Below are 26,711 nucleotides of genomic sequence, written 5' to 3'. Positions count from 1 at the left end.
TGAATAGTACATGAGTGATATGGGTGTTGCACCACCAATTCGGAGGAGTGATATTTCCATGATCCAAAATAACGAAATACGAATGGAGAAGCTGCGAATTGTGATTGACGGCGAACTATCGGAGCTTGATACCCAATCAGTCAAGGTAACGATGTGGACGATGGAGCGGCTACTCGAAAAAGGAACGATTAATTACGAACAATATGAAGCAGAAATGCACTCCTATCTCAGATATTTACGCTTTAAATATTTGATTATCTGCGAGCGAAATGATCTTCAATTTAATCTGGCACCTAAGATCGTTCAGAGAATGCAATAAGACTTTCTCTCCTTGAGTTAGTATGAATATAACCCGCTTTATTCCCTCGCTCCCCTTACAACCTCATGATTAATACAATGTTCCACAAACATGTATTGAGTAGGCCCTTGTACATTTGCACGGGCCTCTTACACATGCGGATCACCCCGCCCTTAAAAACATAATAAGCCACCATAATGTTGGCTTATTATGAAAACATTCTATTATTTGTCAGTTGTAATCGAAGCTGTTTTTTTCACGTTATCCCAGGCCACAGTAGCTCCGGAAGCTTCACTAACAAATCTAAGATTCACATAAAACATGCTCTCTGGTGAAACAAATGGGGTTGGGGTCAATATAAATTCCTTGTTATTAACACTTGCTTTAGCACTACCGTTAGCCATTTTAATGATTAAATTTTCTTTTGAAGCTATTACCGATTTTGTAGCATTGTCCCATTTAACCTTCATATCCAATGACTCGAAAATTTGACGAAATGGAACCATGATATTTCCATTTATTATGATTGGTTTTGCTTCAAAACTAAGAGCTTTTCCGTTTACGATTACTGTGCTGTTTCCACTGCCGATAGATCCGCTATACGCACTGCTCTGTAGGCTATAACCAAGAGTCGTATCCGATTTCAAGCTTGCGAACGAACCGAGATTTTGATCTGTAGGATTGTTGCCGATGCCGACTTTACCAATCGGTGTACTACCACCGGTATAATAATTGGTATTAGCAAAACGAACGCTTGGTTTCCAACCGGCCGGATCCAGAATGGATAGCGACAGTATATAGGTTCCGTTCGGCACAGACTTCGGAATCACAAACATTCCGTTAACCATGTTGACAGCCGGAGCTTGGTCGTATGCACGAGTCGTCTCGTTCCATCCCGTCCCGGGCAGCCAATTCCGAATATCATCTTGGAACACCCCTTTCCAAGCAACTGTTCCATCACTCTTCAGCAGACTCGCCTCAACCGGCCAGTTATAATAGAACGGCGAAGAACCTTTGTTAGTCACTTGAAACGACACGTTCATCGTCCCGCCGGGCGACACATTGCCGGTAAACGTTGCCTGATTCAACACGAAGCGATAGCCAAGCATCTTCTGCATGGCAGTTGCACCGGCTTCGACAGCAGGATTGCTTGCTGTATAGTCGGAAATCCAGCCTAAGCTCGAGGTATGCGTGTTCATAATCCAGTCAATGACATGGTTCGTATTTGACGTACTGCTGAGCGTTCCATTCGGACTTCCACCCAAATTGGACTGATTGCCCCAATTATAGGCAACTTCACCGCTGTTGATCTGCGTCCTCCAACTATCTCGTGAAATTTCTCCTTTCCCGCTAGCAGCATCATCTGACAGCGCGAATGAATCCCATTGAACACCGAAATCATAATCCGCGAACGTTTCTGGATAGCGCACAAGTACTTTCTTATTATGAAACGCTGCTGTATACGCGTCACCTAGCGCCGTTTGGAAACTGAGCGGAATGCGGTTTGTGCGGTCATCAAACTGATCTGGATAAATATGGTGCTCACCCCAGTTCCCATATAATCCAAGCTCCACAAAAGCTACTCGCGGGTCATTATCCCAAGCTTGTCCAAGCTTTCCGATAAACGCTACAAGCCGGGATTTCAAGTCTTCTGACAGCCATTCATTGACTGGATCGCCATGCGCGATTCCGTTTGGCCAAAACTCCCCTGCGCCTGGATATACAATGACAACTCGTGGAACAACCTTAATATTTTTCTTCTCAATGCCCACCCAAGCTTTATTGCTCCAATCCACGATCTTCTGAACGGAGTCCGTTGCACTAAACTCCAAATCGGTGTACTTGATATAATGTTTATAAATATCTGCATATTCCCTCTTCGGGAAAGAACTATCGTTTATACCACGCGATGGTCTAAAGCCCATAATCGGATTTTTGAAAGCTTCCGGTGTTTCGGTCAATTTGACCGTAATGGATCCGACAGCTCCATCTGCCTGTTTGTAAAAGCTCGCTCCCCTTTCGCTCCAGATCAATGTGAGCAGCGCTGCCGTGCAGAGGAGCAGTCTTAAACTTCGTTTTTTCATCATGACCCTCCTAATATATAATAAACTTAGATTCTCTCATTTCATACGAGGACAAGCACCATGTGCGCCGTAAATTAATCATTCCGACCAACGTTTAGAAAAGAAAAAGCAAGCCGGCAACATAGGCCTTCTTGCTTGATTAGAGCTCTTAGGTGCGCGGTTACACAACGAGATTTGAAACGAGCAACGTTGCTCCTGATATCCCACAGAAGCAATTTATCTCAAATATTATAATTGTTTCAGACGGGAATGTCAATATGAGGTCAAAGAGCATGAATATGAATAAAAATCCAATTACTGGTATATTATTAGCGCTATACCATAGATAATATGAAAAAAGAGGCTATCCACAAGTTTGATAAACTCATGAAAAACCTCTGATTGGATTAATACTTCCTCAATATTGCCTCAAGACTCTAAACATCGCTTCGCGTCGGACCTTCCTCGCCTTCGCTGTCCAGTAGATCCTTGCTCCGCTCCTCCCTATTCGGGAAATGATCGAACGGCTGCGATGGCAGAGTCTGGTACCAGTAGGCGACTGCGCAATAGTCGTCACTCAGCTCGAAATACCGGTGGTCATCTTCCTCAGAGGCGCCGGCGGCACGATAATGAACGAGGCTGTCGCCGAAATAACGCTCGGCCTTGTCGATTGGCCCATAGCCGATCTGTTGAACCGTCACTTTGAGACTGTCCTGGAAGTAAATCGGATCTCGCACATGGAACCGATAGATCGAATACAGCCCGTTCTCGCCATCTACGAGCGGAGCACCTTGATAAGGCGTCAGCACCTCTTCCAGTCCCCAAGCGGAGCCCATATAATCCTCGGCGCCGGTACCACATATTGTTGGATAGTCAGCGTCCCCATCGATATAAAATTTCACTTCGCCCTCGCCCCACCAACAATCGCGGTAGATGCTGCGCACCCCGAGCGTCGTGCCGAGATATACGCCTTGTCCTTTGATATTGTCGGCAATGACGAAATCCTCGTGTATCGGGCATGGATTGCTGCGCCGGAACCGCGCATGGAAGTAACCGGCTTGATCGTTCAGCTCGTCGCCAACTGTCGCATCAATCTGGTAGAACAGCATGGCGACATTGGAGTTGGAATCGTTCTCGATTGTAATGACCGCCTTCTTCTGGAACGGCATTGGAATCCAGCAGTTGAAGCCTTTACCAGCTTGCATGGAGACACAGTCCGATTGCATCTTGCGCTGTCGTCCGTGAGCGACGCCGAAGAAGTCGCCGATTGGCGCCTCTACACTTGGATGCTCCTGCCCATCCCAGTACATGCGCAGAATAACGTTCCGCATATGATCGACATTGCCAGGCGGCAGCGTCATCCAGATATGCCTTATGACACCAGCACCCTCACAATTGAGCAGTTCTATCGTCTGCCCCTGATTAAAGCCCACGATACACGGCGCTCCTTTGCGTCCATTGTTCGCTTGCCCCCCGCTTCCTACAGCCCCTGATCTGTTCTCTGCCGTAAACGCTCTGCTGCTCGCCTTCTTCAACTGATACATCACTTCGGCATCCTCCCTATAAAAGCGCTTCACCGCTATCATAATAGATTCAGAGAAATGTTGGTACTAGGATCATTGTCATCTTAACGGAGGAATGTTGTCTGAGCCTACCTTCACAACCAAATGCTTGTACTTTACGGTCCGCGCCTTAGAGATCGGCACAGAGATATTGTCCGCTCCCTTGAAATACGCTTCATTACCATACGGTCCCGCTTCAATCCGGTCGATAAGACGCACATTCACCAAGCAGGACGGATGGAACCGATCGAACCCAAGTGGTGACAGCACATCCTTATAGGCGGTGAGGTTACCGAGCTGCAAATACGTCCCATCCTTCGTAACGAACATCGGAATACCCGCCTTATAGCTTGACCTTCCATCTAGGCGCGGCGTTACACCCATATACAAAACCTCTGTTGTGATGTTCAAGCTTCTGCATATGACGCGATCATTCTGGGGCTCCGTCTTCACGCAGTAGACATAGATCGGCGAGCGACTTGCGATTGGGCATCCGTTAAGAGTCAATTCGTATGTTCACCTCCACGAGCTAATAGCTGTACAGATCATTTTTTAGTATATAGTCACGTATAGTGATTGTAAATAGTTAATGATCACATTAAGAGCTCGGCCAAAAACCCGTCCTTCTGTTGTAAGATATAATATCAGTTGATTAGCGCTTTGCTGATGGAGGTGCACTTTGCATACATTCGGAGAACGACTCGCATATTTGAGGTACAGAAAAGATATGTCCCAAGAGGAGTTTGCGAAACGGCTTAACATTGGGAAAAGCACCTTAGGCATGTACGAGACGAACAAGCGTGAACCCGGCCACGAAATGACGGCCCAGATCGCCGCTTACTTCGAGGTGAGCGTGGATTGGTTAACGACAGGCAAGGAGTTCAAGCACAGACCGATGTCGGCCACACGGGAAGAAATGATTATTAAAGATCTCGTTGCACGTTACAACATTAATCTTGCGAACCAGCGCACGAGAGAGAAGCTGGAGACGATCATTCAGCTTGTTTTTGACGAGCTGCAATAAGGAGCGCCTGAATGAGCTGAATCAACTCATCGCTTGACACATCGCGCAATTCAGGAATTTCCTTCATTAACTCTTCAACGGCTCTGCGAAGTTCATCCATCTTCTCGCTCGTCCCCTAACCGGAATTTTATTATCTATGACCAGTATAAGAATGAGGAACGAGATTTGATATACCGTTTTAAATCTTTGGAAAATGCTTGACAAACTGAAATGCTACAGGAGCTGATCCAATTGACGTCAACGTTGACACATAAAGCACTTGCTTCCTCCTGCTTCAATCAAGTTTGGGATTTGCTAGATAAGAAGGACCGCACTACCATCGACGATGAAATGATGGTGCATCTGTGCCACAGCTCGTTCTGGCACTGGACGCAGGCGTCGGAGCATACGCAGCGAAATCTCTCGATCGGCTATTGGCAGCTTGCGCGCGTATATGCTGTTACCCAAAGCGGCGAGCAAGCGCTGGCCTATTCGAACCGCTGCATCGAGGTCAGCGAGGCTGCGGAGCTCGAACCATTCTATATCGCTTACGGCTACGAGGCCGCCGCTAGAGCTTATGCTGTGCTGAAGCAAGCGGAGAACATGAAAAAAGCCGCTAAGACAGCGACGCATTATGCGGATCAAGTTGCGGACACCGAGAGCAAGAGCTGGGTCATCCGGGATTTAGCTTCAATTACAATCCGGTAGGCCAGCTTTACAGATCCGAATATTCACTCCAACGAGAAGAAGACTGCTTCCTCATTCAAGGAAACAGTCTTCTTTTCTATTCGCCACAGGCCACACTCCGCTAGATGCTAACTAGATCCGCGCCAGCAATACCTCCCGCATCACAGCTTTGTCCAGCTGAATCGGACTCTGCTTATTATCTGACGCAGCAAGCACTGCATCCAGATTCTCCGCATGGACGCCATATGCGCCAAGCCTCTGGATTTGCAGCGACTCCGTCCATGCCTCTAACGTCTCAACTAACCGCACGCGGCAGCCCTCCACATCTTCCTTCGGATGACCAGTTACGAGTGCGCCGACAGCAGCGTACTTCGCCAAGCCTATAGCGGCAACAGCAGCTGCTTCCCCTTCTGCTAGACGCAAATGTTCAATGTTGCGCCTCGTCACTTCCGCCAGCAGCGTTCCGCAGATGACGCCATGCGGAATCGGGAATTGACCGCCGAGCGGCGCAGCAAAACCGTGAACAAGCCCAAGCCCCGCATGCGCCAGCGTAATGCCTGACATCATGGAGGCGTAAGCCATCCGCTCGTGCAGCTCCACATTCTCGGCATCGCTGGTACAGATCGGCAGCAAGCTACCCGCAGCAGCTTCGATACCGGATAAAGCAAGCGCATCTGTCATCGGCGAAGCCTTCGTCGATACATACGATTCGATCAATTGCGTTAGCGCATCGAGACCGCTCGCGGCCTTCACCGATGCCTTGCAACTCATGGTGAGGCTGCCATCCACGATGGCGACATCGGGAATAAACCGGTCATGCCGCAATGAACGCTTGAAACCACCTTTGATGGAGATCACGGCATTCTTCGTCATTTCGCTGCCGGTTCCGGACGTTGTCGGGACGGCGACGAAGAAGACTTTGCTCCCCTTATGCGCTCGGAATGACGGCTGCCCTTCCAAATAATGCAGCACCGTATCGCCTGGCTCTGTCGTCAGCATCGCGGATACCGCTTTACCCGCATCCATCGCGCTCCCGCCGCCAATGGCGATAACCGCATCCACCGGAGCTCCACTGCGGCAGCGTTCCACCGCCTCATCCACCCATTCCACCGTAGGCTCATGGCGGATAGAGACGATATCATAGGCGATGCTTGCGGCAGCAAGCGAATCTGCAACACGCTTCCACTTATCCGCGTTCGACTGTCCAAAGCCGCCCATTACAAACAGAACGCGCCGCGTTCCCTCTGGCAGCACATCAACCAGCTTATGAAGCGTACCAATACCGAATATGATTTGAGGTGTTCCAGTAAATGTGAATGGAGCCGTTTGCCAATTTACCGCCATTGCGAAGCCTCCGCAGGCGCTATGACCCGGTGCGGCGTACCAACACGTGCTTTCGCCATCCAAGGTGCTACCGTATCCCGCCATTTCAAATAATGGCTCGTTTCCTTATGCTTCGCTGCCGCTTCGTCCGATTCATACGCCTCATACAGCGTGAACACGGTCGGATCATCCCGGTGTTGCAAAATATCAAACCGTAGATTGCCGTCCTCTTGCACGGAACCAAGGTGATTATCCAGCGTCGCGGCTATGAATGCCTCGACATGCTCCTGCAACACGAATACGTTTACAATAGTTACAATCATTGGCAGGCAACTCCTCTCACCTTAAGATTAGTTATAAGACCAGACACAATCCTCCGGCCGCTGATGAGGCAAGAAGCCTCGAAAGTAGGTCGTATGTAGCTGATGCATCTCCGTCCGATCGAGGTAATCGATCCGGCAGCACAGTCTCGGCACAATCCACTGCGTCCCCGTTTGGCGTTCCTTCTGCGTGTGGAGCTGCTCCGCAATAGCCAAGAACGCCTGCCTATCCTCCGGGCTGATGCCTTCTTCCACAGTGCCGACAGGCTTATTCTTCATTGTGCGAAAATGCAGTCCAATTACAAGCGCGAATGGATTCGTCTTGTACCCGACAATAACAGCATCAATCGTCCGGACATGCTTAATCGACAGCCAATCAGGTGATCGCCGGTCCAGCCGGTAGACAGAATCGCGCCGTTTTGCGACAATCCCTTCCATGCCTTTCTCCTTGGTCAGGGCGAAGAGTGCCACGCCTTTCCCTTCTATATACAGCGTCTTCGAAAGCACAGGCGAATCCGCTACAATGCTGGCCAACCGTTCCTTCCTCTGCATGAGCGGCTCATCCATATGCGACCGTTCTCCTGAATAAAGCACATCGAAGGCAACGAAGGTCGCCGGATGCAACTTAGCTGCTTGTGCAATTGTAGCTGCTTTGCCAAGCCGTCCACGATGATTGAAGTCATCGAATATGGGCCGCCCGTCTCGCAAGCAGATGCCTTCACAGTCCAGAATCACCGTATCCGCTTTAATTGCATGGACCGCTTCAAGAAGCTCCGGAAACTTGCTCGTGACGATATGCCCATATCGCGTATACGCTTCTACACGCTCGCGCTGCTTATGAAGTAGAAGACGCCCGCCGTCATATTGCGGCTCGAAGATGAATCTATCATCATCGAACACTTCCTTGCCTCTGCCTGCAAGCATCGGCTTCAATGTTGTAAAGAGCATCTTGAACATCCCTCCCTATCACCATTGTCGCCGCAATACTTTAGAGATAATCCGAAGTACGATCAGGCCGAACCCAGCTCATATCATCAATCTGCAATAGTTGCTTGAATTGATCAACCAAGTCATGCGGGCTCTCTAACCCCTCCAAATAACTGAAGGTCATCATTTCCGTAAGCCCCGCAATTGACTCATCACCAATATCAAATAAACGGAACTGCTCCACCTGACAGTTGTCGAATATACGGCTCAGACGCTGATTAAACTCTTGATCTTGCTGCAGCTCTTCCATCAGTTCTTCTCTAAGCCGATCGGAGTTCTCGCCCAGATACAGCAGCTCGATCGGATCTTCATCCGGATACCGCTCCTGGACCATGTTCATCAGAAACAGCTCTTCCATTTCATAAGAGAGCTCGAATGTTGCTTTAACCTGCTGCTCATGAACAATCGAATAGCCCCAGCCATGATCCTCCGCATTAAAAAAGTAAAGAATCGGAATCTCATTCGACCCTGCAAAGATATCATCAGGTGGTGATTCGCTTATATCCGGATTCGGTGTAAAAAACACAGCCCATTTCTCGTTTAATGGTCCTTTATAGGTAGGGTTAAACCGTTCAAGCTGCTCCAAATGTTGGATGGAAACAAGATTGCCTGCTGTAAATTCACTCATCGGTAGAAAATTCTCCTTTATATACGATAATAGAGCTTCCTTAGAGCTCTTCTACTCCTTCGACTCGCTTGCGATCACATATCCGTTTTTCGTAATATGATCCTCGAAGATGCGCTGAATGTTAGGGAACTCCTCGCGGCTCAGCCACGTCTCAGCATCCCATACATCGGAAGTTTTGAGCGCCCGCGGGCAATGAATGAAGCATTCTTCTACCGTAACTTTGATTGCCAAATTCGGCTTCCTACCATTTAGCGCCATGCTTTCCAGCAGCGATTCATTGAGGATCATTTGGGCGCGGCCATTAATACGGAGCACCTCATTCATCCCAGGCAAAATGCAGATCATGCCAAGTCTTGGGTTGGACAGCAGGTTGATCATCGAATCAACTCTTCTGTTCCCCATGCGTTCAGGGAATGCCAGCGTATGATCATCGAGCACCTGCACGAACCCCGGTCCGTCACCGCGAGGCGATACGTCGCATTGTCCCTCTGCACTCGCAGTTGCTAGGAAGAACAGCGGACACTTCGCCAAATAGCCTCGAACATGATCGTCGATATGGTCAATTGTCTTCTTCACAACCGCCTCATGCGGTACGCCAACTAGCTCCCGCAATCGCTCAGCAGAATCAATAATTTCGTCTTCTTCGGGATTGTATTTCATCGTCGGAATACTTCCTTTCTTTCTTGAAATAGAGATGCTTTCATCCTACCCTTTGATGGGGGTAATGACAAGATTAAGCTGGATGAGAAATGCCTGGTCTGATGAAGAATAAAAGCGCAAAACCAGCTGCTACCACAAGGAACAGAATTCCTCCTGTTAAACCAAATGTTCGTGATGCAATAACTTCGAGCAGGAACCCGGCTGCAAACATAGAGATCCCATTATTCGTATTTTGAAGCGTCGCCAATATCCCAAAAAATTAACCTTGCATATGAGAGGGAACTTCCTTCATAAGTATCGTTCTTTTACACGCGTTCGCGATCGCTTCACAACTTGCAGTTAGCGTCAAAAGTATAGCGGCTATTGCAACAGAACTGGATTGGCTAATGATCATATTCATCATCCCTTCGATCATCCTCCAGTAACGGATCCTGGGTTATCCTTGGCGGATCGACAGAAACGGTACGCTAAGACTTCGCGCAACAGCATCTACAACCTCTTGCTTCCTCGCACAAATTGCAGCAACCTCCAGCACTAACACAATAGGCAAAAAAAAGCTTCCCACAAGTTCGATTGAACTCATGAGAAGCTCTGCTCTCTTTGAAACGTTATCTTAAAGCTGCAACAGCATTTCCTTACCTGCAGCGCGCAGTTCAATGCGACTCGCACCATTATCATCGCTGCTTCGATCAGCCTGCCGCACGCCGGACAGTCCGAGCTTATACAGGTGACCATTAAACGTATACCCGATCGTTTCCGGCTCGAGACGAATCTCCGGCAAGTCTTCGACGTCTCCCCATTCCATCAGGAGTCCCCAGTTCGGCATATCAGCGGAGATAGTAATTGCCTGCTCTGTGCAGCGAATGCGCAGTTCATGCTCGCCTTCCAAGCGAACAAGGATCGTAAGCTCGCCTTCCACTGTTTCATCGGTGATGAGCGATTGCACCTTAACCAGTACAGCATTTCCTTCGTTGTCATAGATAACAGGACGAAGTCCTGCAGACGTCTGCTCGTTGCTCCAACGGGCACTGTCTACAACAGGAAGCGTATCGTAATGAGCATTCTTATCCGGGCATGTAGCGTCCAAATACCGCTCCTCGTACCGCTCATCAAACCGGTGAATATCGCGGATCCAGAGCTCGCCGTCGTTATTCAGCAGGTTAAGCCTGTAATTCCGATTGTTATACCATACCGATTGACGGCCTTCGTTCCGCCAATCCGTCAGTGCGCATATGGAGGCAGCTGGCGTGACCGGATATTGGCGTCTGAACCAGCGACCTGATTCCGCCAGCGTTTCCACCTTCAGCACGCCTTCCGCTTGTTTAGCGGCAAGCAAGTCGACCTGTTGGATAAGGCCGTCTTTCATCGCGGCCCAACCGAAGGAGTTTTCCTGACCAACCTGCGTATAGCCGAATGATACCTGCTCCTGGCGGAAGTTGACGTCATAGAACCATTCTACCCACTCCGGAATACCGCCTCCGCCCTCTTTGCCCGAATAGACCGGCTCCAAAGTAATAACGGCCTGACCGTTACCGCCTAGCTTGGCGTCATATTGATAGATTGGATCGCTTCCCAGCATACGGAACACGGGAACCGGAATCTGATTCGCCTCTGTCTGTGCAGGCATAAACCCGTTCAGGCGGCTCGGATAGTAAGCTTGGTTGTAATAACCGCCCCATAGCGTATAGCCATCCGTTCCCCATTGGTCTTTGCAGTTACAGGAAGCTACGATATGATAGCGGTCCGAGAGATACCCAAGCAAATGCGCATCCATAAACCACGAGCCAACGGATTGTGGATAATGACCGAACTTCGTGCGGAAATCATCCATAAGCACATCCGCTAGTCGCTCCCGTTCCTCTGGCGTGTATCCGACCGAGAAAGCGATATGCGAGTGCCAATCCCAAGGGAATCGGCCGCGCCAAGGGATGCCGGCCTTCTCCGTTAGCGGCTGCACAATTTCAAACCATACGCCAATCTCCTGCCCCGCATCCGCTTCGCGCACTAGCAAATCCGTAAAATCGGGATTAATCAGCGCATCGTACTGAAGCAGCCACGTTGCCCGAAGACCGTGCTTCTGCACAAGCGCTAGCTGTTCTCTTACCGGCTCGATTAGATCAATTGGCTCCCGGGGCTCAACACCGCGAATGAAGTTAATGATATTGACATGATTCGGATAGACAGGCGATAAGTTACTCAAAGTTTCACGCTCCAATTGTATTATTCTCCGACGATAACAGGCTTGTCGTTATAGACGTTACGATCCAGATTCCGCTTGACCGTAATCGTGATTTTGCCTGCTGGCGTCTCGCTGTACGCTTTATACTCTTTGTTGAATTCCACTTTTCTTCCTAAAGCGCTTCCAATCTAAGCTTGCGGTCAATAACGTTTTGGGTTACCTGAAAGCAATACCCAGAATATTATGCTAGTTTATCAGATATTGTTTGGGAGCGGAAGTTCAAAAAAAAAGCTTCACAGAAGTTCATATACGAACTTCCATGAAGCCACTAACCACCTTAACCACTTAACCGTTGATCAGCCGTTCTCCTTCTGCCTACGCAGCTTTTGAAAGACGAATACGAGTGGGACCAACATAACCGCCGATAATACAATGGACACTCTAATCGTATAACGCACGCCAGCCCAGCCTATGACTGGTCCGCCTGCAGTTTGACCGATAGCGTTAGCTTGACTCAAGAAAGACAACACAGTTGAACGTGTGCCCGATTCGATATGTTGATTGAGCCAGGCCGAATACAGCGGGTAAAAGACCGAATTGAACATACCGAGCAACCAAAAGCTTGCAAGCGCCCAAACAAGATTGGGAGCAAGGCCAAACGCGATCACACAAATGATTTTCAATATGACCAGTATCAGCATCAGATTCCGGACAACAGAACGATTCTCCAGGTTTATTCTTCGAATGACGACCTCATTGGTCAATAAGCCAAGTAGCATACCGCAAATGCCAAAAATACCAAACCATACCGCACTATTCCAATCATTGAAAGTAGGAAGTCCAATATCGGTAATGAAATGCGCTTCCCATAATCGATCAAATCCTTCTGACGATGCGCCAGAGAATAGGCTTACGATCAGAATAAGAAGGAGGACTGGTGATTTGTTAACGAAGCTTGAACCTTCTTTGAAAGTGGCCCGCATCTGGCTCCAAGAATTGAGATCGTCCCGGGCAGCTGCGCGAAAGTTTGTTTCTTTCATCGCAATAAGCAGATAGACAGCCAGCCCAACATACAGCCCCCCACCTATTACATAAGGCAGGTTTAGTGCGATCGTAGACAAGACGACACTGAGGATAATTCCTGTAATCGAAGCGATTTGCTGAAATTGACCAGCACGTACGAATAGCCTGCCTATTCTCTCTTCACCAACCTCGTCCGTTATCCATGACTGCTGTGCGCCGCTTAGGAAGGTCTCACCGACTCCTCGGATCATTTCTGCTAATACGACTAGGACGAACAGCGAAACGGCGCCTTGCAGAAGGCTCTCCGAGATCAGCACAACATTACCTTCAAGAATATAGGCAGCCCCCATGATGAAAAATGCAATGATGACCGAGAGTCGTCGGCTATAGGTGTCTGCGAATACTCCAGTAGGAATCTCAAGCAAGAAAATAACGAGCTCCAGAAACGTCCCGACCAATACAAGCTGGAAAGGATTGAGTCCTAGTTCGTTTACATAATACAAAGCGTAAGTGGTGAACATGATGGAATTCGCGAGCGCCATGATAGCGCTCATCATATAGAATACTTTTTCGGATTGACGATTGTTCAGATGAATCTCCCTCTCTGGGCTATATTCGATTTATCGTCTGCGGAGAACGCAAAAAACCACAGACCGCGCTGGCCTCTGGCTGCAGATAAAAAGAATCGTATCCCTAAGGACGAATTGTACGAGAACAATATAAAACCACTGGCATGCACCAGTGGACATTGGTTTCGTAACAATCGTAGAAACGATTATTCTTACTTGAAGTCCATGCGAGGCCGCGCAAAATATTCATGTGCAATTGTTTCCATGACTTTGCTGGCTCCCATTGTTGGACCTCCTCGTAATGAATTCGCTTACATTGATGATAGTAGCAGATTTATCCTTTGGCTGTCAATAAGCGTTGAACCATGTCCATAAGGAAAGAGGACTTCCACAAGTTCGGTGAACTAAGGAGAATCCTCTAGTTTCCCGCCGACGTTGCCCCAATTAGACGGGACCAATACAATCATTGCTCGGCTTTGATAACTCGTACCACCCTATGTTCTTCATTGAGAAGGAAAATAACATATACTTTGTCACCTGCATACATGGGTGTATCTTGCTGAATATTTGTTTCGTTGAACAAACAAAGATTATCTGAACCATTTGTTGCTTCATAGCAATGCTCATGAGGACATTCTATTATTGTGTATTCGGAAACTTCAGTGGGGGTGTTACTCAAAATACCGATTAACAATGCCAAAGCTTTAATAAAGGAAGGTATCATTTATTATCGCGCTCCTTTCATTGTAATTGTGATACATATTGTATCACATAAGATACAGTTTGTCGACAGGCAAGGTTATCAAGATTAGTCCTTACAATCCTTTCTCATTGAAGCTAAGCAAACTTTAACAACATAAAAAGACTACCTCCTCGAAATTAGGAAGTAGTCTATTCTTTAGATATCCGTTTTTACATGGCACCTGTTCGGATTCATGCTCTAGCCCCTACGTCTTTTTCTACGCCTGCGCTAGCTTTTTGGCTTTCCAATCTTCCCAGCCCATCACCCTGCCTTGATCTTGGCTTCGCGCCACGAAGCAGGGATGCGCTTTGTCGAAAAAAGCGTCAGACAAGGAATGCCAATCGAACGACTGATCCGCGGGCGTGTAACGCAAATCAATGCTCCAGCGGACGCCATCGGATATGTTCGGCAAGGAACGGTGCAAGGTCAACTGGTTAAAGAGCAGAATATCCCCCTTGTTCATCCTCACCGTAATCACTTCTCCGCGTTGTTCAACATCCTCTACAGGCACTCTTGTCTGGTTTCCTGTATCCTGATAGTCTAGGAGCCCCCATTTGTGACTGCCGGTAATGATTTGCATGCAGCCATTGTTCTCGTCTACAGCGACAAGCGGAATCCAAATGCTCAATATTTTGTAAGCCAGATTGCCGCTCTGCACGCCGTTATAATAGAAACTGTCTTGATGCCATGGAATCGTTGTCTTCTCTTCGTGAGGCAATTTGGGTCGCAACCAATAGTCGCCGTTCACGTTGATTTCAGAGCCCACATAATGTTCAACCACATCCAGCAGCTTAGGATTGGAGCAAAGATGATAAAGCGCTTCGCTGAATACTTCCTCGTTCCATTGCCTATCTTCCTGCGGGTACATTTCGCAAATCTTTACCCACCTTGTCTGTACCGGCAATTCCTCGTATTTATCGGATATCAATCCTTGCTTGAACAATTCTTCCGTTTTCCGATCGACAACCTGTGCAACGACATTCAAAACGGAATCCGTTTCTACTTCCGAAAGAACACCCTTCAAAACGACATAACCGTTTTCATCTAACAATTGATAAGGATCCTTCAAATTCGTCTCCACGTCGCATACCTCCCATGGTCATTTGATCATACTCTATTTAAATCCACCGCATGTTTCACGTACGACTAAATGGGTCTCAAAATTTTTATGGATAGGAGCGGTTACTTGATGATGCATTAAATCGACTAATATTTGCACACAAGCAGTGGCCATCTCATCAAGTGGTATATGCATTGTTGTTAAAGGGGGAATTGTGAACTTTGAAACTTCGTAGTTATCGTGGCTGACAATTTCAATATCATGAGGGACTTGTATCCCTTGTTCATTCAATGCCGACAGTGCTCCGACAGACATTTGATCGCTTGCAACAAACACTGCGGACGGCAGAATAGAAGATTGCATTAATTTTTGAAAAGCGTTGTAACCGCCGGTTTCATTAAAGTCATTAAATATAATATTTTCTAGTCGTACATGTAATCCAAGCTCATCTGCCATGGTGAGGAAGCCTTCTTTTCGTTTCCGTATTGCAGTAGAGGAAACGTTAGGCAGAACTATTCCAACTTCGCGATGCCCTCGATTTGCAAATAAAGTTGCAACTTCTTGCCCACTCTTAAAGTTGTCCACATTAACGCACGAATATTTCTGTGAACTTCTTTGGTATAAGACAATTGGGATGCTAGGATTGGCCGCCTCAAGAAATTGTTCATCTTGCTCCGTTGGATTTACAATAATAGCTCCGTTGAAACGCGTTCCTGTTATAAGGCTGCGTATCTCACTTAATTGAGATCCCAAAAACGGTTGAATCATTAGATCAAATTCTTCATTATAATTGGAAATTGTAGTTTGAATTCCTTTGAGGAAGGGACCTACCAAAGAAGCACGAGAATCTAACGTCCACAACAGAGCAATAACAGGCAGAACTTTCTCCCCACCGTTACGTAGACGTCGAGCCGAGATGTTTGGCCTATAATTTAATGTTTTTGCGGCTTCAAATACTTTTTGTTGTGTAGCGGAAGAAATGCGTGATGCATCACCTTTACCATTAAGAACGAGTGAAGTTGTTGCCTCTGAGACCTGTGCAAGTTCGGCAATTTCTTTTATTCCGGACATATAAACACCTTTCTTAGTAAATCGATTATTCATTATTTATAATTGTATCTTTCACAAAATTATTGTGTCAATCTATTACAATCACATTCAATTTGAGAATCACCCGATAAGGCCACTGCTCCCAACGATAAAATAGAGGCAGAAGACTGTCAAATAGAGTCTCCTGCCCATATTCCCTCACTATGTTCTCAGCAGAAATTAGCCTAAACTCCCCATTTGGCTCTAGCTTCTTCCATACTTCCTTTACCCGATTGGTAATGTCCCCGCGGTTTTGCACCTACCCATCTTTCATCCACCGGCTCCGAGCGGAGCTGAAAGCGGGTATCGACGCTGGTTCTAAACTGGTTTGTCGTATTTGTCAAAGAACCGTGCATGAGGTACATGCCGAAAATGAGTACATCACCGGCTCGATATTCGGTTGTAGCCCACTTGCAGCCGAATTTATCCACCATCTCAATTGGATCTTTAGAGAAGCCTTCGCCGGAAATATCATCACGGTCCACATCCATTTGTCCATACGTTTGTTTGATCTTTTCTAAATTCTGCGAACCGAGACAAACACATACGCCACCCATCTCGTAACTGATATCGCAGAGCGGTGTCCAAGCTGTATACAGGTTCTTTGTCCCGCGGCCCATGTAAACGATATCGTAGTGAGCGGCTGAACTTTCCCCTTTGCCCACATTCCGAGCCCACTTGAAATCAAATGTCATTGATTCTCCACCTAGGAATCGGTCGAAAAACTCCATGATGCGGTGGCCTTCAACGACTTTTTGCAACTTGGGCAATTTCTCGTTTGTGTACATGCCGCCTCTACTGCCAGCACCGATTACAGCCTCTTCAACCGGGTAATTTGGATCAAGCTCGCCTCTATCGTTCAGAATATGCAGACCTTCCAAACGTGCTTCAAGAACCTCATTTCGGTCATGCAGCCCGCGAATGAGCAAATACCCGTCTTCCTGCATCCGTTCCCGAAGTGCTTCGGTATCGTCTAGAATATCGTTTGAGTCTCTCATTTCAGTTATATATTTACCACCAAGTTCAAATTCACACTCTCCAACCATTACTTTTTTCATTTCCCATTTCCCCCATTTCCAGTTTTGTGGTAACTACAGTTAGGTACCTTGAGGGGTTCTCCACCAATCCCCCGGACCCTTAAGGGCAGCTTTATCCTCAGCAATCCATTTCTTCCATTGTGTTTCATCCGCTAAGGTAAATCCGGAGTTCGTTCTTCGTTGCTCCACTTCACCATAACCACCTAGCAAACGCAGCATCCGACGATCATTTCGTTCTGTCGCTTGCTCAATTAATCGCTGTATATTAGGCCCGTTAAAATTACAATCATGTTTATACCAAGAGTAGGTGTACATGCCACCCATCAGTAAGCGATACCGATCGGAAGTATTAACGGTTCCTGAATGCAACAGACCTGAGAATACAATGACATCACCGGACTTTAAGGAAAGAAGCTCCTCATCTGGATGAGGTTTACTCTTTTCTTCCGCAGTCATAACCGTTTCTTTCCTATGGGTGCCCGCGAGGACACGGAGGGGTCCAGTTTCCTCAGTCATATCTTCAAGATAAGTTAATGCCAACACTTGCCGCGGGATTTGATAATCTGTACCTGTAGGTACAAATGCGTACATATCCCGGTGCCAACCGTTTACTTCATTCAATACATCCTCTTTGGCTACTGGAGCGAACATGTTTAAATTATTATCGCCAATTTGAATGAAAGGCCCCATAACCGATTCCATAAAATCGAGAATGACAGGGTTCGCCGTTAGAGGGAGCATCATCGTCGGATATCGTTCCACCATATCTGAAACCGTATAATGACTTTTGACTTGCTCGCCGAAGATTTCTTCCCGGATTTGAGGAATTTTCTCTTTCCAAATTGAAACTTGCTTCTGATCGATAAGCTGCTTAAAAACCGTAAACCCATTTTGTTTAAACTCAGCGATATGCAATGATAAATCAATACTTTGAACGGTCATTTGCTGTCTCTCCTTTACATGGCTTCTATTTTTTCCAGTTGTTTATACAATTGTGTAACTTCATCTTGCGAGATATTACTAAGCGGTGCTCTTACATAACCGCCTACTAATCCACGATAATCGACACTGCGTTTAATTAGAGAAGGCTTTGCGCCGGAACGGAGGACATGTACCAGCTCTTCAATTTTACGCTGCTCTTTTTTCGCCTCTGCATAGTTCCCCTGCTTGAATAACTCGAATAATCTGACGTAAAATTCCGGGAAAGCATTGGAAAGTCCCGATACATTACCTGCTGCCCCAATATGAAGACCGGCAAGAAAGAGGTGATCCGGACCCATCATTAATGAAAAACCTTCAGGAGCAAGATTCAATAAGCGCTGCATTTCCGAGAAGTTATCCGAGCTGTTTTTGAGTCCACGAATATTCGGAGTTGAGTTCCACAGCTCCAGCATCGTTTGAGGAGTAATGTGATTCCGGCCGTTGCTTGGGATCGTATAGGCAAATATGAAGAAATCATCTGAAACCGCTTTCGAAATCTGGTGATAATGTCCGATAATCTCCTTGTCATCAACGCCATAGAAGTACGGACATATAGCAGAGATGCCGTTCGCACCAATTTTCTCAGCATGCTGTGCCAATTCTATCGTACGCTGAGTCGATATATCCCCTACATGGACAACCACCGGTACACGTTTATCAACAACACGAACGACAAGCTCCGCCACTTGTTTTCTTTCTTCTATTGAAAGCAAAGGCATTTCTCCAGTTGTTCCATTCGGAAAAATCCCGTTAACTCCTTTGCGCACAAGAAAATCGACATGATTCTCCATAGCTTCAAAATCTATTCGTCCATCCTCATGGAAAGGTGTTATTAATGCAGTATATACGCCTTCATGCTTCATCTTGATATCCCCTTTTGGTTATTATCTTAAAAATCGCCAACTGAACCGTCATCGTTAAAATACCTCATGAATGCATCTTGTTTGAATGGGTATTTAGCCGCTGCCTTCTCATCAACTTCGACCCCTAACCCTGGACGTTCTGATGGAATGACATAACCCTTCTCTATTTGGACCGGGTTAATTACAACCTCATCTCTCCAAGGCACGTCCTTGCGGAAGGATTCCTGGATAAGCCAATTCGGCGTACTTGTGGCAAAGGCAATGGAGGCTGCTGTTGTAACCGGTCCGAGTGGATTATGCGGCGCGACACTGACGTAGTAGGTTTCCGCCATCGCCGCTATTTTTTTCGCTTCCCACAAACCGCCACAATGGCTAATATTCGGTTGAATTACCGCTACAGCACCCTTCTCAAGCAGCTCCCGGAATTGAAAGCGCGTCACCAACCGTTCGCCTGTCGCAATCGGGATATCCGTGTTTTCGGATACCTTTACCATGCCTAACACATTGTCTGGCAGGCAGGGCTCCTCAATAAAGAACGGTCTGTAGGGCGCCAATACTTTCGCATATTGTATAGCCATATCGGGAGTAGTCCTACCATGAAAATCGACCATAATATCGATGTCATCCCCAACAGCGTTACGAATGGATTCCATCAGTGTTTGCGCGTGATTGAGCACTTTATGTCCATCGAGCAGCTCGGTTCTCGGGACAACCATAATCTTAATCGCTGTATAGCCATCTTCAACAGACTTAATGGCGTTCTCCGTCATCGATTCTACTGTTTCTTTAAAATAGACAATATCGGCGTTTCCGCCGCCTGGGTGATCATACATCCGAATTTTGTCTCGGACTTTACCTCCAAGCAGCTTATAGACAGGCATATTTAGACTCTTCCCGAATATATCCCAACAAGCCATTTCAATTCCGCTGAGTGCACTCATTCCAATAACGCCGGCACGCCAGAAAGGTTGACGGTACATGATTTGATAAAGATACTCAATGCGTGTCGGGTCTTGGCCAATAATATAATGGGATAAATCCTCGATACAGCCTACTACACTCTTAACTCTATGCTCTAGAGAAGCTTCTCCCCATCCGACTAGTCCTTCATCGGTTTCAACCTTTACAAAAATCCAGTTCTTCGTATTCGCATTTACAACAATCGTTTTTATAGCTGTAATTTTCATCTGCAAATCCTCCTAATTAGTTATTGTGGACGTTCGTGAACGCCGTTTTTAATTTGTCGCGATTCTCACGGATTTCTTGAATAAAGTCGGACCACCATTCCTGTTGATCTGACAATGCGCTTGCATCCTTATAAAACTCCAGCACCTTAGGCCTTATCTGGTCATACATCGTTTGAATGTTTTCCAGCGAACCGTAAACCGGTGTCAACCATTTTCGACCGATCTGGGTATGTAACACTTCATCTGCCCAATCATAATCCTGACAGGCTACGCCAAAATCGTTGCAGGAGCCCTGAGCTATGATCCATTCGTACCTTTTGCCTGTTTCTTTGGCCATCAGTCCGAGCTCAACACCGAGCAGGTTGAGATGTGCTTCGGATTGGGTCAATTTCGTCGCGGCATTATAAGACGTTTTTATATCAATCGGATACTTGTAGAAAGGTACTCCATCCCGGTAAAGTCCGATTTCCCCCATCATGGAATGTCGGCATTCATCCCAAAGCTGCCGACTCTGATCCACATAATAGTCCCATGGCTTGTCTTTGACATTATAGATAAATGGAGCCATGTACTCCGGTACATCCATTTCGCGAAGCCGTTTATAGAGCAGGGCGTACGTCCTCTCATCATAATCTAGTGTTTCATCCCGATAATATTGATCGATTAATGCCGACTGGTTAAATTGATCGATAAACCGGCTATCGCGCTGAGGGATAAGATCCATGATATACTCTGATCCATCTGAACGAGCTTGAGGCAATGCAAAACCTTCAGGCGCAGCTAAGTCGCCGCTAATTCCTGAACAATGATGAAGAAATGAGCGTAGATGCGCCTCCCATTCGACTGCATTTCTTCGACTATATTCAGTTTCGGTCAGCGCCTCAATCGCCGCTTCTCCCCACGCGACCATTTCTTCCTCTTCGCGCAATAGGTTTTTTAACACACGGCAGGTCGGATGATCAATAATCGGGTTCGTTTCCGAAAGGTGCTTCTGAAATGAACGTATCAATTCAGGTTTAACGACCCGAAATATGCCGACTAGAAGTTCCACGGTGTTCTCCGCACGAATGACTTCATCAAAGAACTTTTGAAGTTTCGGATCTGGCACCCTATCAAGCTGTAAAGGAGGTTCACGCATTTCCGATACCCGCTTGCGAAGCTGAGCACTATGGTCGGCATCCTGCCACATATACAAGCTGAAGGCGCATTTCACTTCCCATTCCGGTGTGCTGGGCAGATGTGCTGCGAAAATCTGATTCAGCCTTGATTCCGCGTAATTATAGCGCTTAAGCAATTCCACGTTATGATCCACGCTGTAACCCGGTTTGCATGCATCCTCATAACTGCTCAGACCGGCCAATGGGGGAATCCCCAAATTGTTGATTTGCACTCTTTCCATTCGAAACACCTCCCACCGTTGATTATTCTTTCACCGATCCTAGAACGATACCTTTGACGAAATATCTTTGCAGAAAAGGATAAATGATCAATATAGGCAGCATGGCGACAATTAGTTTGGCTGAATTCAATGTTCGATCGGATGTCTGCATGTATTCTTTGACCTGCTCCGTTGACATTTTGCTTAGACTCTCCATATCAATCTTAAACACTAGCTGTTGAATATAGGTCTGCAATGGATAAAGCTCAGGCCTGCTCATATAGATCAATCCGTCAAAGAATGCATTCCAATGCCCTACAATACTGAACAATGTAACTGTCGCTACGGCAGGCAAGGACAAGGGAACATAAATAAACAGAAGTGTATTCCAAGGTCCGGCGCCGTCCATCATAGCGGCTTCATCCATTTCTTTAGGCAGACTGCGGAAGAAATTCATGAGAAGAATGACGGAGAATATGGGTACAGCTCCGGGCAAGATCAGCGACCAAATCGAATTCCCCAGTCCAAGTGATGTAACAAGGATATAAAGAGGGATAAGCCCGCCGGAGAACAGCATGAAAAAAATCATGTACCACATGTATATATTTCTTGATGGAAAATGTTTGGCATCCTTCGATAATGGATAAGCCATCATGGTAGTCAGCACAAACTGGACGGAGCATCCGAGCAATACTCTCTTCACAGAAATAAGAAAGGCATCCATAAATCCATTGTCCTCGATAATTTTACGGTAAGAGGTCAAATTGAAATCTATGGGGAGCAGATAGACCCTTCCCGCATTCGCTGCAGCTCTTCCACTGAAAGACAAGGCAATGGCATTCAGTACTGGAATCAAGCATAAGCAGCAGATCAAGATTAATATTGAGATCAGGGAAAAATTAATAAGTCGATTGGTAAACGATTTGTTCCTTACCATTTATGAACACCCCCTTGCTGTTAAAATATACGATAATTGGCATATTTCGCAGCCAACCTGTAGGAGATAATAATCAAAATAATCGCAACGACCGATTTGAGCAACCCGGTCGCAGTAGCAAGGCCATACTTCGCTTGCAAAATGCCGAGCCTGTATACATAGGTATCGATAATATCCCCGCTATGGTAGACCAATGGATTATACATCGTAAAGATCTGATCGAAACCAGCATTGAGAACGTTTCCAAGACTAAGCGTCAACAGCAATAGGATGGTTGGTGTAATGCCCGGAAGCGTAATATGAATGAGCTGATGAAATCGTTTAGCCCCATCAATCTCTGCCGCTTCGTATAAGACAGGATTAATTCCAGTTAACGCTGCTAAATAAACAATGGCGTCAAAACCAAATTCCTTCCAGGTATCGGTCGCAATAATAATGAACCTGAACCAAATATTACTGGCCATAAACATGACCGGCTCTCCGCCGAAGAACATAATGATTTGATTGATCATACCGTCCAGGGAAAACATAGTAATAAAAATACCCGCTAATATGACCCAAGAAAAAAAATGCGGAAGATAAACGATCGTTTGCGCCATACGTTTGAACCCACTTGACCGCACCTCATTAATCAGAAGCGCGAAGACAACGGGAACGATTGTACTCGCAATGATTTTCAGAACAGCGATCAGAATCGTATTGAAAAATACTTGTTTAATGTCCGGGATTGAGAACATAAACTCAAAATTACCCCATCCGATCCATTCCTGTTTCAATAGTTCTTTCCCAGGGATGAAATTCTCAAAGGCAATGACGATTCCGGCAACAGGGATCGCTGAGAAAATAGTCAATAGAATAACTCCGGGAAGCAGCATCAAATGATAGTGCATGATAAAGGCTTTATTTTTCATTACCGTTCCTCCATAGAGTCATTGAAGGTAGGAGGCGCATACCCAAACAGCTATGCGCCCAATAACCTCCATTTCTTTTAGCAATGACATTGTAATCGCTTACTTAGCATTTTTCGATTCGTTGATTTCCTTTAGAATTTGAGCGCCGCCGATTTTATTCCATTCCTTCGCGAAATCATCGAAGCTGTCCAGTGATTGCCGGCCTAACACGATGTTTAAGAACGTTTCATCCTGGAGCTTATTCAGAATCTCCATTTTATCAATCATCGTCTTTGTTTTACCAAAAAACTCGTTTCGTGTGACTTTGAAGCTCTTATCCGTAATTAACGCAGACGCTTCATATCTCGACTTCTTTTCACCCCATGCGTTCTGATCCTGCTTCGGATTCGTCTTTTCTTTCAACATACTTTCGTACATAGGCTTGGTACTTTCGCTGCACTTCGATTCGTCTTGAGCATCCCAGCAAGTTTTGAGATTCGTATGTTCATTGAAAACGGTATCATTGTTTCCAACCACCATTCCGACCGGCCATGAAAGCCATACTTGCACGTTTTTCCCCCGATAGTAATCTTTTGCTTCTGGGTCCGCAAACATCACGCTGTCGTAAAACACATTAAATACATTAATAACAGCATCCGGGTATTTATAACCTTTTTTCACGACCAAAAATTCGTCGGAGCTAGGGTCCTGGTCAAATATATTGATAGTACCTTCACTATCAGTGATACCCGTGAAAGGTGTCCATTCTGCTTTCGGATTAAGCTTTATGCTATCGGGGAGCGGCCAATAACCATACCACCAGGGACCGGATATAATTCCGGCTTTTCCACTGGCAACAACCTCCTCGGTTTCTTCACGGGTAGCAAATTGTTTATCGATAATACCCGAGGCGTATAAGTCACGAAGCTTCCCTAATGCCGCTTTCGTCTCTGGTTGTGTACCGCCATATACGATATTACCGTCTTTATCCTTAATCCATTGCCGTGGAAACGATTTATAAACCCCGAAGATTGGATTGAAATCCATCCCGCCGTTCCAGTCGCCTCCAAGTCTTGTCGATCCGGTTAGCCCCAATGTATCCGCTTCACCGTTACCGTCCGGGTCTTGTTCGATAAAGGCCTTAGCGACTTTTTCCAATTCATCAAGTGTTCTCGGAATCTTAAGGCCCAGTTTATCCAACCAGTCCTGTCTGATCCACATCATCGTTTGTTGGCCACCGTAATTGGTTCCCGGAAGACCATATAATTTACCGTCAATCGTTGCCCTGTTCAAAGCACGTCCATCGTAGCTGTCATACATTTCTTTCAGCAGAGGACTTGCAGTGTTATCGTAGATATCCGTTAGGTCTTGGATGAGATTCGCATCAACCAATTGATGCAGCTGCAGCTCGTTTACAAAAAATGCATCTGGTAGATCCCTGCTCGTAATCGCGAGGTTTATTTTTTGCTGATAAGCTTCATCCGTTTGGGTTTCAAAAGCATAGGAGATCTTTACATTCAGCTTATCGAGCAAATGTTTGACATATAAGTTATTTGTAAATGTTTCTCCTTCGGGGAGCCTTGAATCAGCAAGAGTACCATTGTTTCTACCAATGGATAAATCAACTACACTGTCAAATTTGCCATACGGTCCCAAGCCCTTTGCTGCAGCTGCATTATCTTGATCTGAGCTGTTGTCCTTGCTGCAAGCCGAAGCAACCAGTAGAAAACAGATTAACATCACCACAATACCTTTCATTCGATAAACCTTCATCTTCATTCCCCCAGCTTCAAATTTAAAGCTACATGGTCATCAAGGTATGTAACTTCAACGTGGTACCGCTTACATAACTCTTCTGTCAACGCTGTACAAATCAGATAAACAACTGATTGCTCCTAAATGCCGTATCATGGGGCTTGGAAATGTGTAATCGCAACGTACTCAAGAAGTTACAAGCTTAGACTCGTGATGGATGATCAGAATGTCCAGTAGGAAGGTTACAGGTGGGAAGGTTCTAGGTGGGAAAAATGAGGTTCATATCTGGATGTTGATGGTGAGATTGATTTGCTAAATCGATTTACTAAATCGATTATGTGACTATAATAGGTCACCGTTTATTTGTTTGTCAATCATTTATTAACAACATGTTGCCTGAGATCAGCACTCGCCCGATTGCCTCTCGGAACGAGCGCTGCGACATCGTTTGGCGAATTGTGTATCGCCTGTTCTATGATTGGATTGCGGCCGTTGTGCCACCAATCTGAAGCCTTGGACTTAATACGATTTTACGTGGCGTTGAGAGTGGGGACTGGAACATTTCCATAATAAGCGAAATTGCAGAAGTCCCCATCTCAAACTTAGGTTGGGCAACGCTAGTTAATGGCGGGTCTACAATGGCAGACACCCATGTGCCGTCGAATCCAGCGACTGAAATATCTTCCGGAATTTTCTTTCCAGCAGATTTCAACGCTTTAATTAGTCCAATGGCCATCATATCGTTGGTTACTAGAATCGCTGTGTGATCCAAGCCTTGCCTAACCCATTTCTCCCCTTCTTTTTCTCCATCTTCAATTAGCGATCCGTCCGTATAAATGACCTGTCTGACTTCTGACAGACCTGCCTCTTCCATGCAATGATAATAGGCGCGAATACGGTCTTTCACGTCGTTGTACTCCGATTTTTCCGACAGTAATGCAATGCGCGTATGCCCTAATGACAAGAGATGACGCATCACCATTTGAATGCCGCTAAAATTATCGGTTACGATACAAGTTGTTCTGCCGTCAAGATAATCGTTTCCAACCAATACCACATGCTCAATCAGATTTTCCACCTTGCTGAGCAGATCCTTAGAGATATCCATGGCCAGCAATCCATCCATAGAGAATTGGTTCAGAAGCCGAAGCCCGGCGTCCATATTTTTGCCGTCCATAAGATTTAATGTAATCACATTTACGCCTCTATTCATGGCCTCCTGATAAATCCCCTCTGCCACTTCGGCATAAAAAGGATTCTGGAGATTAGGCAGCATGAGTCCGATCACATTGCTCTTTCCAGTAGCTAATGCGACTGCAGCATGATTGTATTGATATTTCAATTTCTCCACTGCATTCATGACCCGTTGTTTCGTATGTGTCTTTACACCAGGTTGCTGATTAATGACCCTGGACACTGTAGCAACAGAAACCCCAGCTTCTTTTGCCACATCGTAGATGGTTACAGACATTTCGCACAACCCCGTCCAA

General features: G+C 46.3%; 27 protein-coding genes. 3 read left to right on the top strand and 24 right to left on the bottom strand.

The features are described 5' to 3' along the window. Positions 1-58 precede the first annotated feature (58 nt). A complete protein-coding gene (locus BMY11_RS21215; protein WP_090580957.1) occupies positions 59-319 on the top strand; it encodes a hypothetical protein in 261 nt (86 codons plus the stop codon). 203 nt (positions 320-522) lie between these two features. On the opposite strand, the gene BMY11_RS21210 is transcribed toward BMY11_RS21215, so the two are convergent. The 3 genes from BMY11_RS21210 to BMY11_RS21200 form a co-directional block, all read right to left on the bottom strand. Beyond that, positions 523-2,385: a stalk domain-containing protein gene (locus tag BMY11_RS21210; RefSeq protein ID WP_090580956.1), complete on the bottom strand. Its 1,863-nt coding sequence runs from the start codon at positions 2,383-2,385 to the stop codon at positions 523-525. A gap of 413 nt (positions 2,386-2,798) precedes the next feature. Next, entirely contained in the window at positions 2,799-3,905 is a 1,107-nt protein-coding gene (locus tag BMY11_RS21205) for a glycoside hydrolase family 172 protein (protein ID WP_256217694.1), read from the bottom strand. 78 nt (positions 3,906-3,983) lie between these two features. Beyond that, positions 3,984-4,430: a LytTR family transcriptional regulator DNA-binding domain-containing protein gene (locus BMY11_RS21200; RefSeq protein ID WP_090580951.1), complete on the bottom strand. Its 447-nt coding sequence runs from the start codon at positions 4,428-4,430 to the stop codon at positions 3,984-3,986. Positions 4,431-4,602: 172 nt separating this feature from the next. On the opposite strand from BMY11_RS21200, the gene BMY11_RS21195 reads away from it, so the two are divergent. After that, positions 4,603-4,947: a helix-turn-helix domain-containing protein gene (locus tag BMY11_RS21195; protein ID WP_090580948.1), complete on the top strand. Its 345-nt coding sequence runs from the start codon at positions 4,603-4,605 to the stop codon at positions 4,945-4,947. Here the strand turns inward: BMY11_RS21195 and BMY11_RS29410 are convergent. Beyond that, positions 4,916-5,047: a hypothetical protein gene (locus BMY11_RS29410; protein WP_256217679.1), complete on the bottom strand. Its 132-nt coding sequence runs from the start codon at positions 5,045-5,047 to the stop codon at positions 4,916-4,918. The two genes, BMY11_RS21195 and BMY11_RS29410, sit on opposite strands and share 32 nt — an antisense overlap. 131 nt (positions 5,048-5,178) lie before the next feature. Here BMY11_RS29410 and BMY11_RS21190 point away from each other — a divergent pair, with 131 nt between their 5' ends. Continuing rightward, complete coding sequence (locus BMY11_RS21190) at positions 5,179-5,634, top strand: hypothetical protein (protein WP_256217678.1); 456 nt, start codon at positions 5,179-5,181, stop codon at positions 5,632-5,634. Between the two features lie 111 nt (positions 5,635-5,745). Here BMY11_RS21190 and BMY11_RS21185 read toward each other — a convergent pair whose 3' ends face one another. The 20 genes from BMY11_RS21185 to BMY11_RS21095 all read right to left on the bottom strand — a co-directional run bounded on the left by BMY11_RS21185 (position 5,746) and on the right by BMY11_RS21095 (position 26,692). Continuing rightward, positions 5,746-6,957 carry an iron-containing alcohol dehydrogenase gene (locus BMY11_RS21185; protein ID WP_177182754.1) on the bottom strand — a complete coding sequence of 404 codons (1,212 nt, stop codon included), beginning with the start codon at positions 6,955-6,957 and terminating at the stop codon, positions 5,746-5,748. Beyond that, on the bottom strand, positions 6,948-7,259 hold the full coding sequence (locus BMY11_RS21180; RefSeq protein ID WP_090580938.1) for an antibiotic biosynthesis monooxygenase: 312 nt from the start codon (positions 7,257-7,259) through the stop codon (positions 6,948-6,950). The genes BMY11_RS21185 and BMY11_RS21180 overlap by 10 nt, the downstream gene beginning before the upstream one ends. A gap of 27 nt (positions 7,260-7,286) precedes the next feature. Continuing rightward, on the bottom strand, positions 7,287-8,204 hold the full coding sequence (locus BMY11_RS21175) for an ATP-dependent DNA ligase (protein WP_090580936.1): 918 nt from the start codon (positions 8,202-8,204) through the stop codon (positions 7,287-7,289). Between the two features lie 40 nt (positions 8,205-8,244). Next, entirely contained in the window at positions 8,245-8,871 is a 627-nt protein-coding gene (locus tag BMY11_RS21170) for a hypothetical protein (protein WP_090580933.1), read from the bottom strand. Positions 8,872-8,922: 51 nt separating this feature from the next. Beyond that, positions 8,923-9,531, bottom strand: coding sequence for an MSMEG_1061 family FMN-dependent PPOX-type flavoprotein (locus BMY11_RS21165; RefSeq protein WP_090580930.1), 609 nt, complete (start codon positions 9,529-9,531; stop codon positions 8,923-8,925). A gap of 613 nt (positions 9,532-10,144) precedes the next feature. Next, entirely contained in the window at positions 10,145-11,731 is a 1,587-nt protein-coding gene (locus BMY11_RS21160) for a hypothetical protein (RefSeq protein ID WP_177182753.1), read from the bottom strand. 20 nt (positions 11,732-11,751) lie between these two features. Next, positions 11,752-11,874: a hypothetical protein gene (locus tag BMY11_RS29405; RefSeq protein ID WP_256217677.1), complete on the bottom strand. Its 123-nt coding sequence runs from the start codon at positions 11,872-11,874 to the stop codon at positions 11,752-11,754. A gap of 192 nt (positions 11,875-12,066) precedes the next feature. Next, the gene (locus tag BMY11_RS21155; RefSeq protein ID WP_256217693.1) at positions 12,067-13,287 is read right to left on the bottom strand and encodes an MFS transporter; all 1,221 of its coding nucleotides are present in this window, start codon (positions 13,285-13,287) and stop codon (positions 12,067-12,069) included. A 478-nt stretch (positions 13,288-13,765) separates the two neighbouring features. After that, a complete protein-coding gene (locus tag BMY11_RS21150) occupies positions 13,766-14,026 on the bottom strand; it encodes a hypothetical protein (protein ID WP_090580924.1) in 261 nt (86 codons plus the stop codon). A 235-nt stretch (positions 14,027-14,261) separates the two neighbouring features. Continuing rightward, positions 14,262-15,125 (bottom strand): phytanoyl-CoA dioxygenase family protein, encoded by an 864-nt coding sequence (locus BMY11_RS21145; RefSeq protein ID WP_090580921.1) that lies wholly within the window; start codon positions 15,123-15,125, stop codon positions 14,262-14,264. Between the two features lie 33 nt (positions 15,126-15,158). Beyond that, on the bottom strand, positions 15,159-16,208 hold the full coding sequence (locus tag BMY11_RS21140; protein ID WP_256217676.1) for a LacI family DNA-binding transcriptional regulator: 1,050 nt from the start codon (positions 16,206-16,208) through the stop codon (positions 15,159-15,161). 170 nt (positions 16,209-16,378) lie between these two features. Beyond that, positions 16,379-17,251, bottom strand: coding sequence for a phytanoyl-CoA dioxygenase family protein (locus BMY11_RS21135; protein WP_090580916.1), 873 nt, complete (start codon positions 17,249-17,251; stop codon positions 16,379-16,381). Between the two features lie 39 nt (positions 17,252-17,290). Continuing rightward, a complete protein-coding gene (locus BMY11_RS21130) occupies positions 17,291-18,172 on the bottom strand; it encodes a phytanoyl-CoA dioxygenase family protein (RefSeq protein WP_090580913.1) in 882 nt (293 codons plus the stop codon). 14 nt (positions 18,173-18,186) lie between these two features. After that, the gene (locus BMY11_RS21125; protein WP_090580910.1) at positions 18,187-19,074 is read right to left on the bottom strand and encodes a dihydrodipicolinate synthase family protein; all 888 of its coding nucleotides are present in this window, start codon (positions 19,072-19,074) and stop codon (positions 18,187-18,189) included. 26 nt (positions 19,075-19,100) lie between these two features. Further along, positions 19,101-20,261 (bottom strand): galactonate dehydratase, encoded by a 1,161-nt coding sequence (gene dgoD, locus BMY11_RS21120; protein WP_090580907.1) that lies wholly within the window; start codon positions 20,259-20,261, stop codon positions 19,101-19,103. Positions 20,262-20,277: 16 nt separating this feature from the next. Further along, positions 20,278-21,660 (bottom strand): hypothetical protein, encoded by a 1,383-nt coding sequence (locus BMY11_RS21115; protein ID WP_090580904.1) that lies wholly within the window; start codon positions 21,658-21,660, stop codon positions 20,278-20,280. Between the two features lie 22 nt (positions 21,661-21,682). Further along, positions 21,683-22,576 carry a carbohydrate ABC transporter permease gene (locus BMY11_RS21110; protein ID WP_090580901.1) on the bottom strand — a complete coding sequence of 298 codons (894 nt, stop codon included), beginning with the start codon at positions 22,574-22,576 and terminating at the stop codon, positions 21,683-21,685. A 20-nt stretch (positions 22,577-22,596) separates the two neighbouring features. Continuing rightward, positions 22,597-23,487, bottom strand: coding sequence for an ABC transporter permease (locus BMY11_RS21105; protein WP_090580898.1), 891 nt, complete (start codon positions 23,485-23,487; stop codon positions 22,597-22,599). Between the two features lie 99 nt (positions 23,488-23,586). After that, positions 23,587-25,239, bottom strand: a complete 1,653-nt coding sequence (locus BMY11_RS21100; protein WP_177182751.1) for an extracellular solute-binding protein — start codon at positions 25,237-25,239, stop codon at positions 23,587-23,589. A 454-nt stretch (positions 25,240-25,693) separates the two neighbouring features. Then, complete coding sequence (locus BMY11_RS21095) at positions 25,694-26,692, bottom strand: LacI family DNA-binding transcriptional regulator (RefSeq protein ID WP_090580892.1); 999 nt, start codon at positions 26,690-26,692, stop codon at positions 25,694-25,696. Between the last annotated feature and the right edge of the window lie 19 nt (positions 26,693-26,711).

Source organism: Paenibacillus sp. OV219 (assembly GCF_900110075.1).
Lineage (GTDB): Bacteria > Bacillota > Bacilli > Paenibacillales > Paenibacillaceae > Paenibacillus_Z.
The sequence above is the reverse complement of the archived record's forward strand: the minus strand, read 5'-3'. Positions and strand labels throughout refer to the sequence as shown.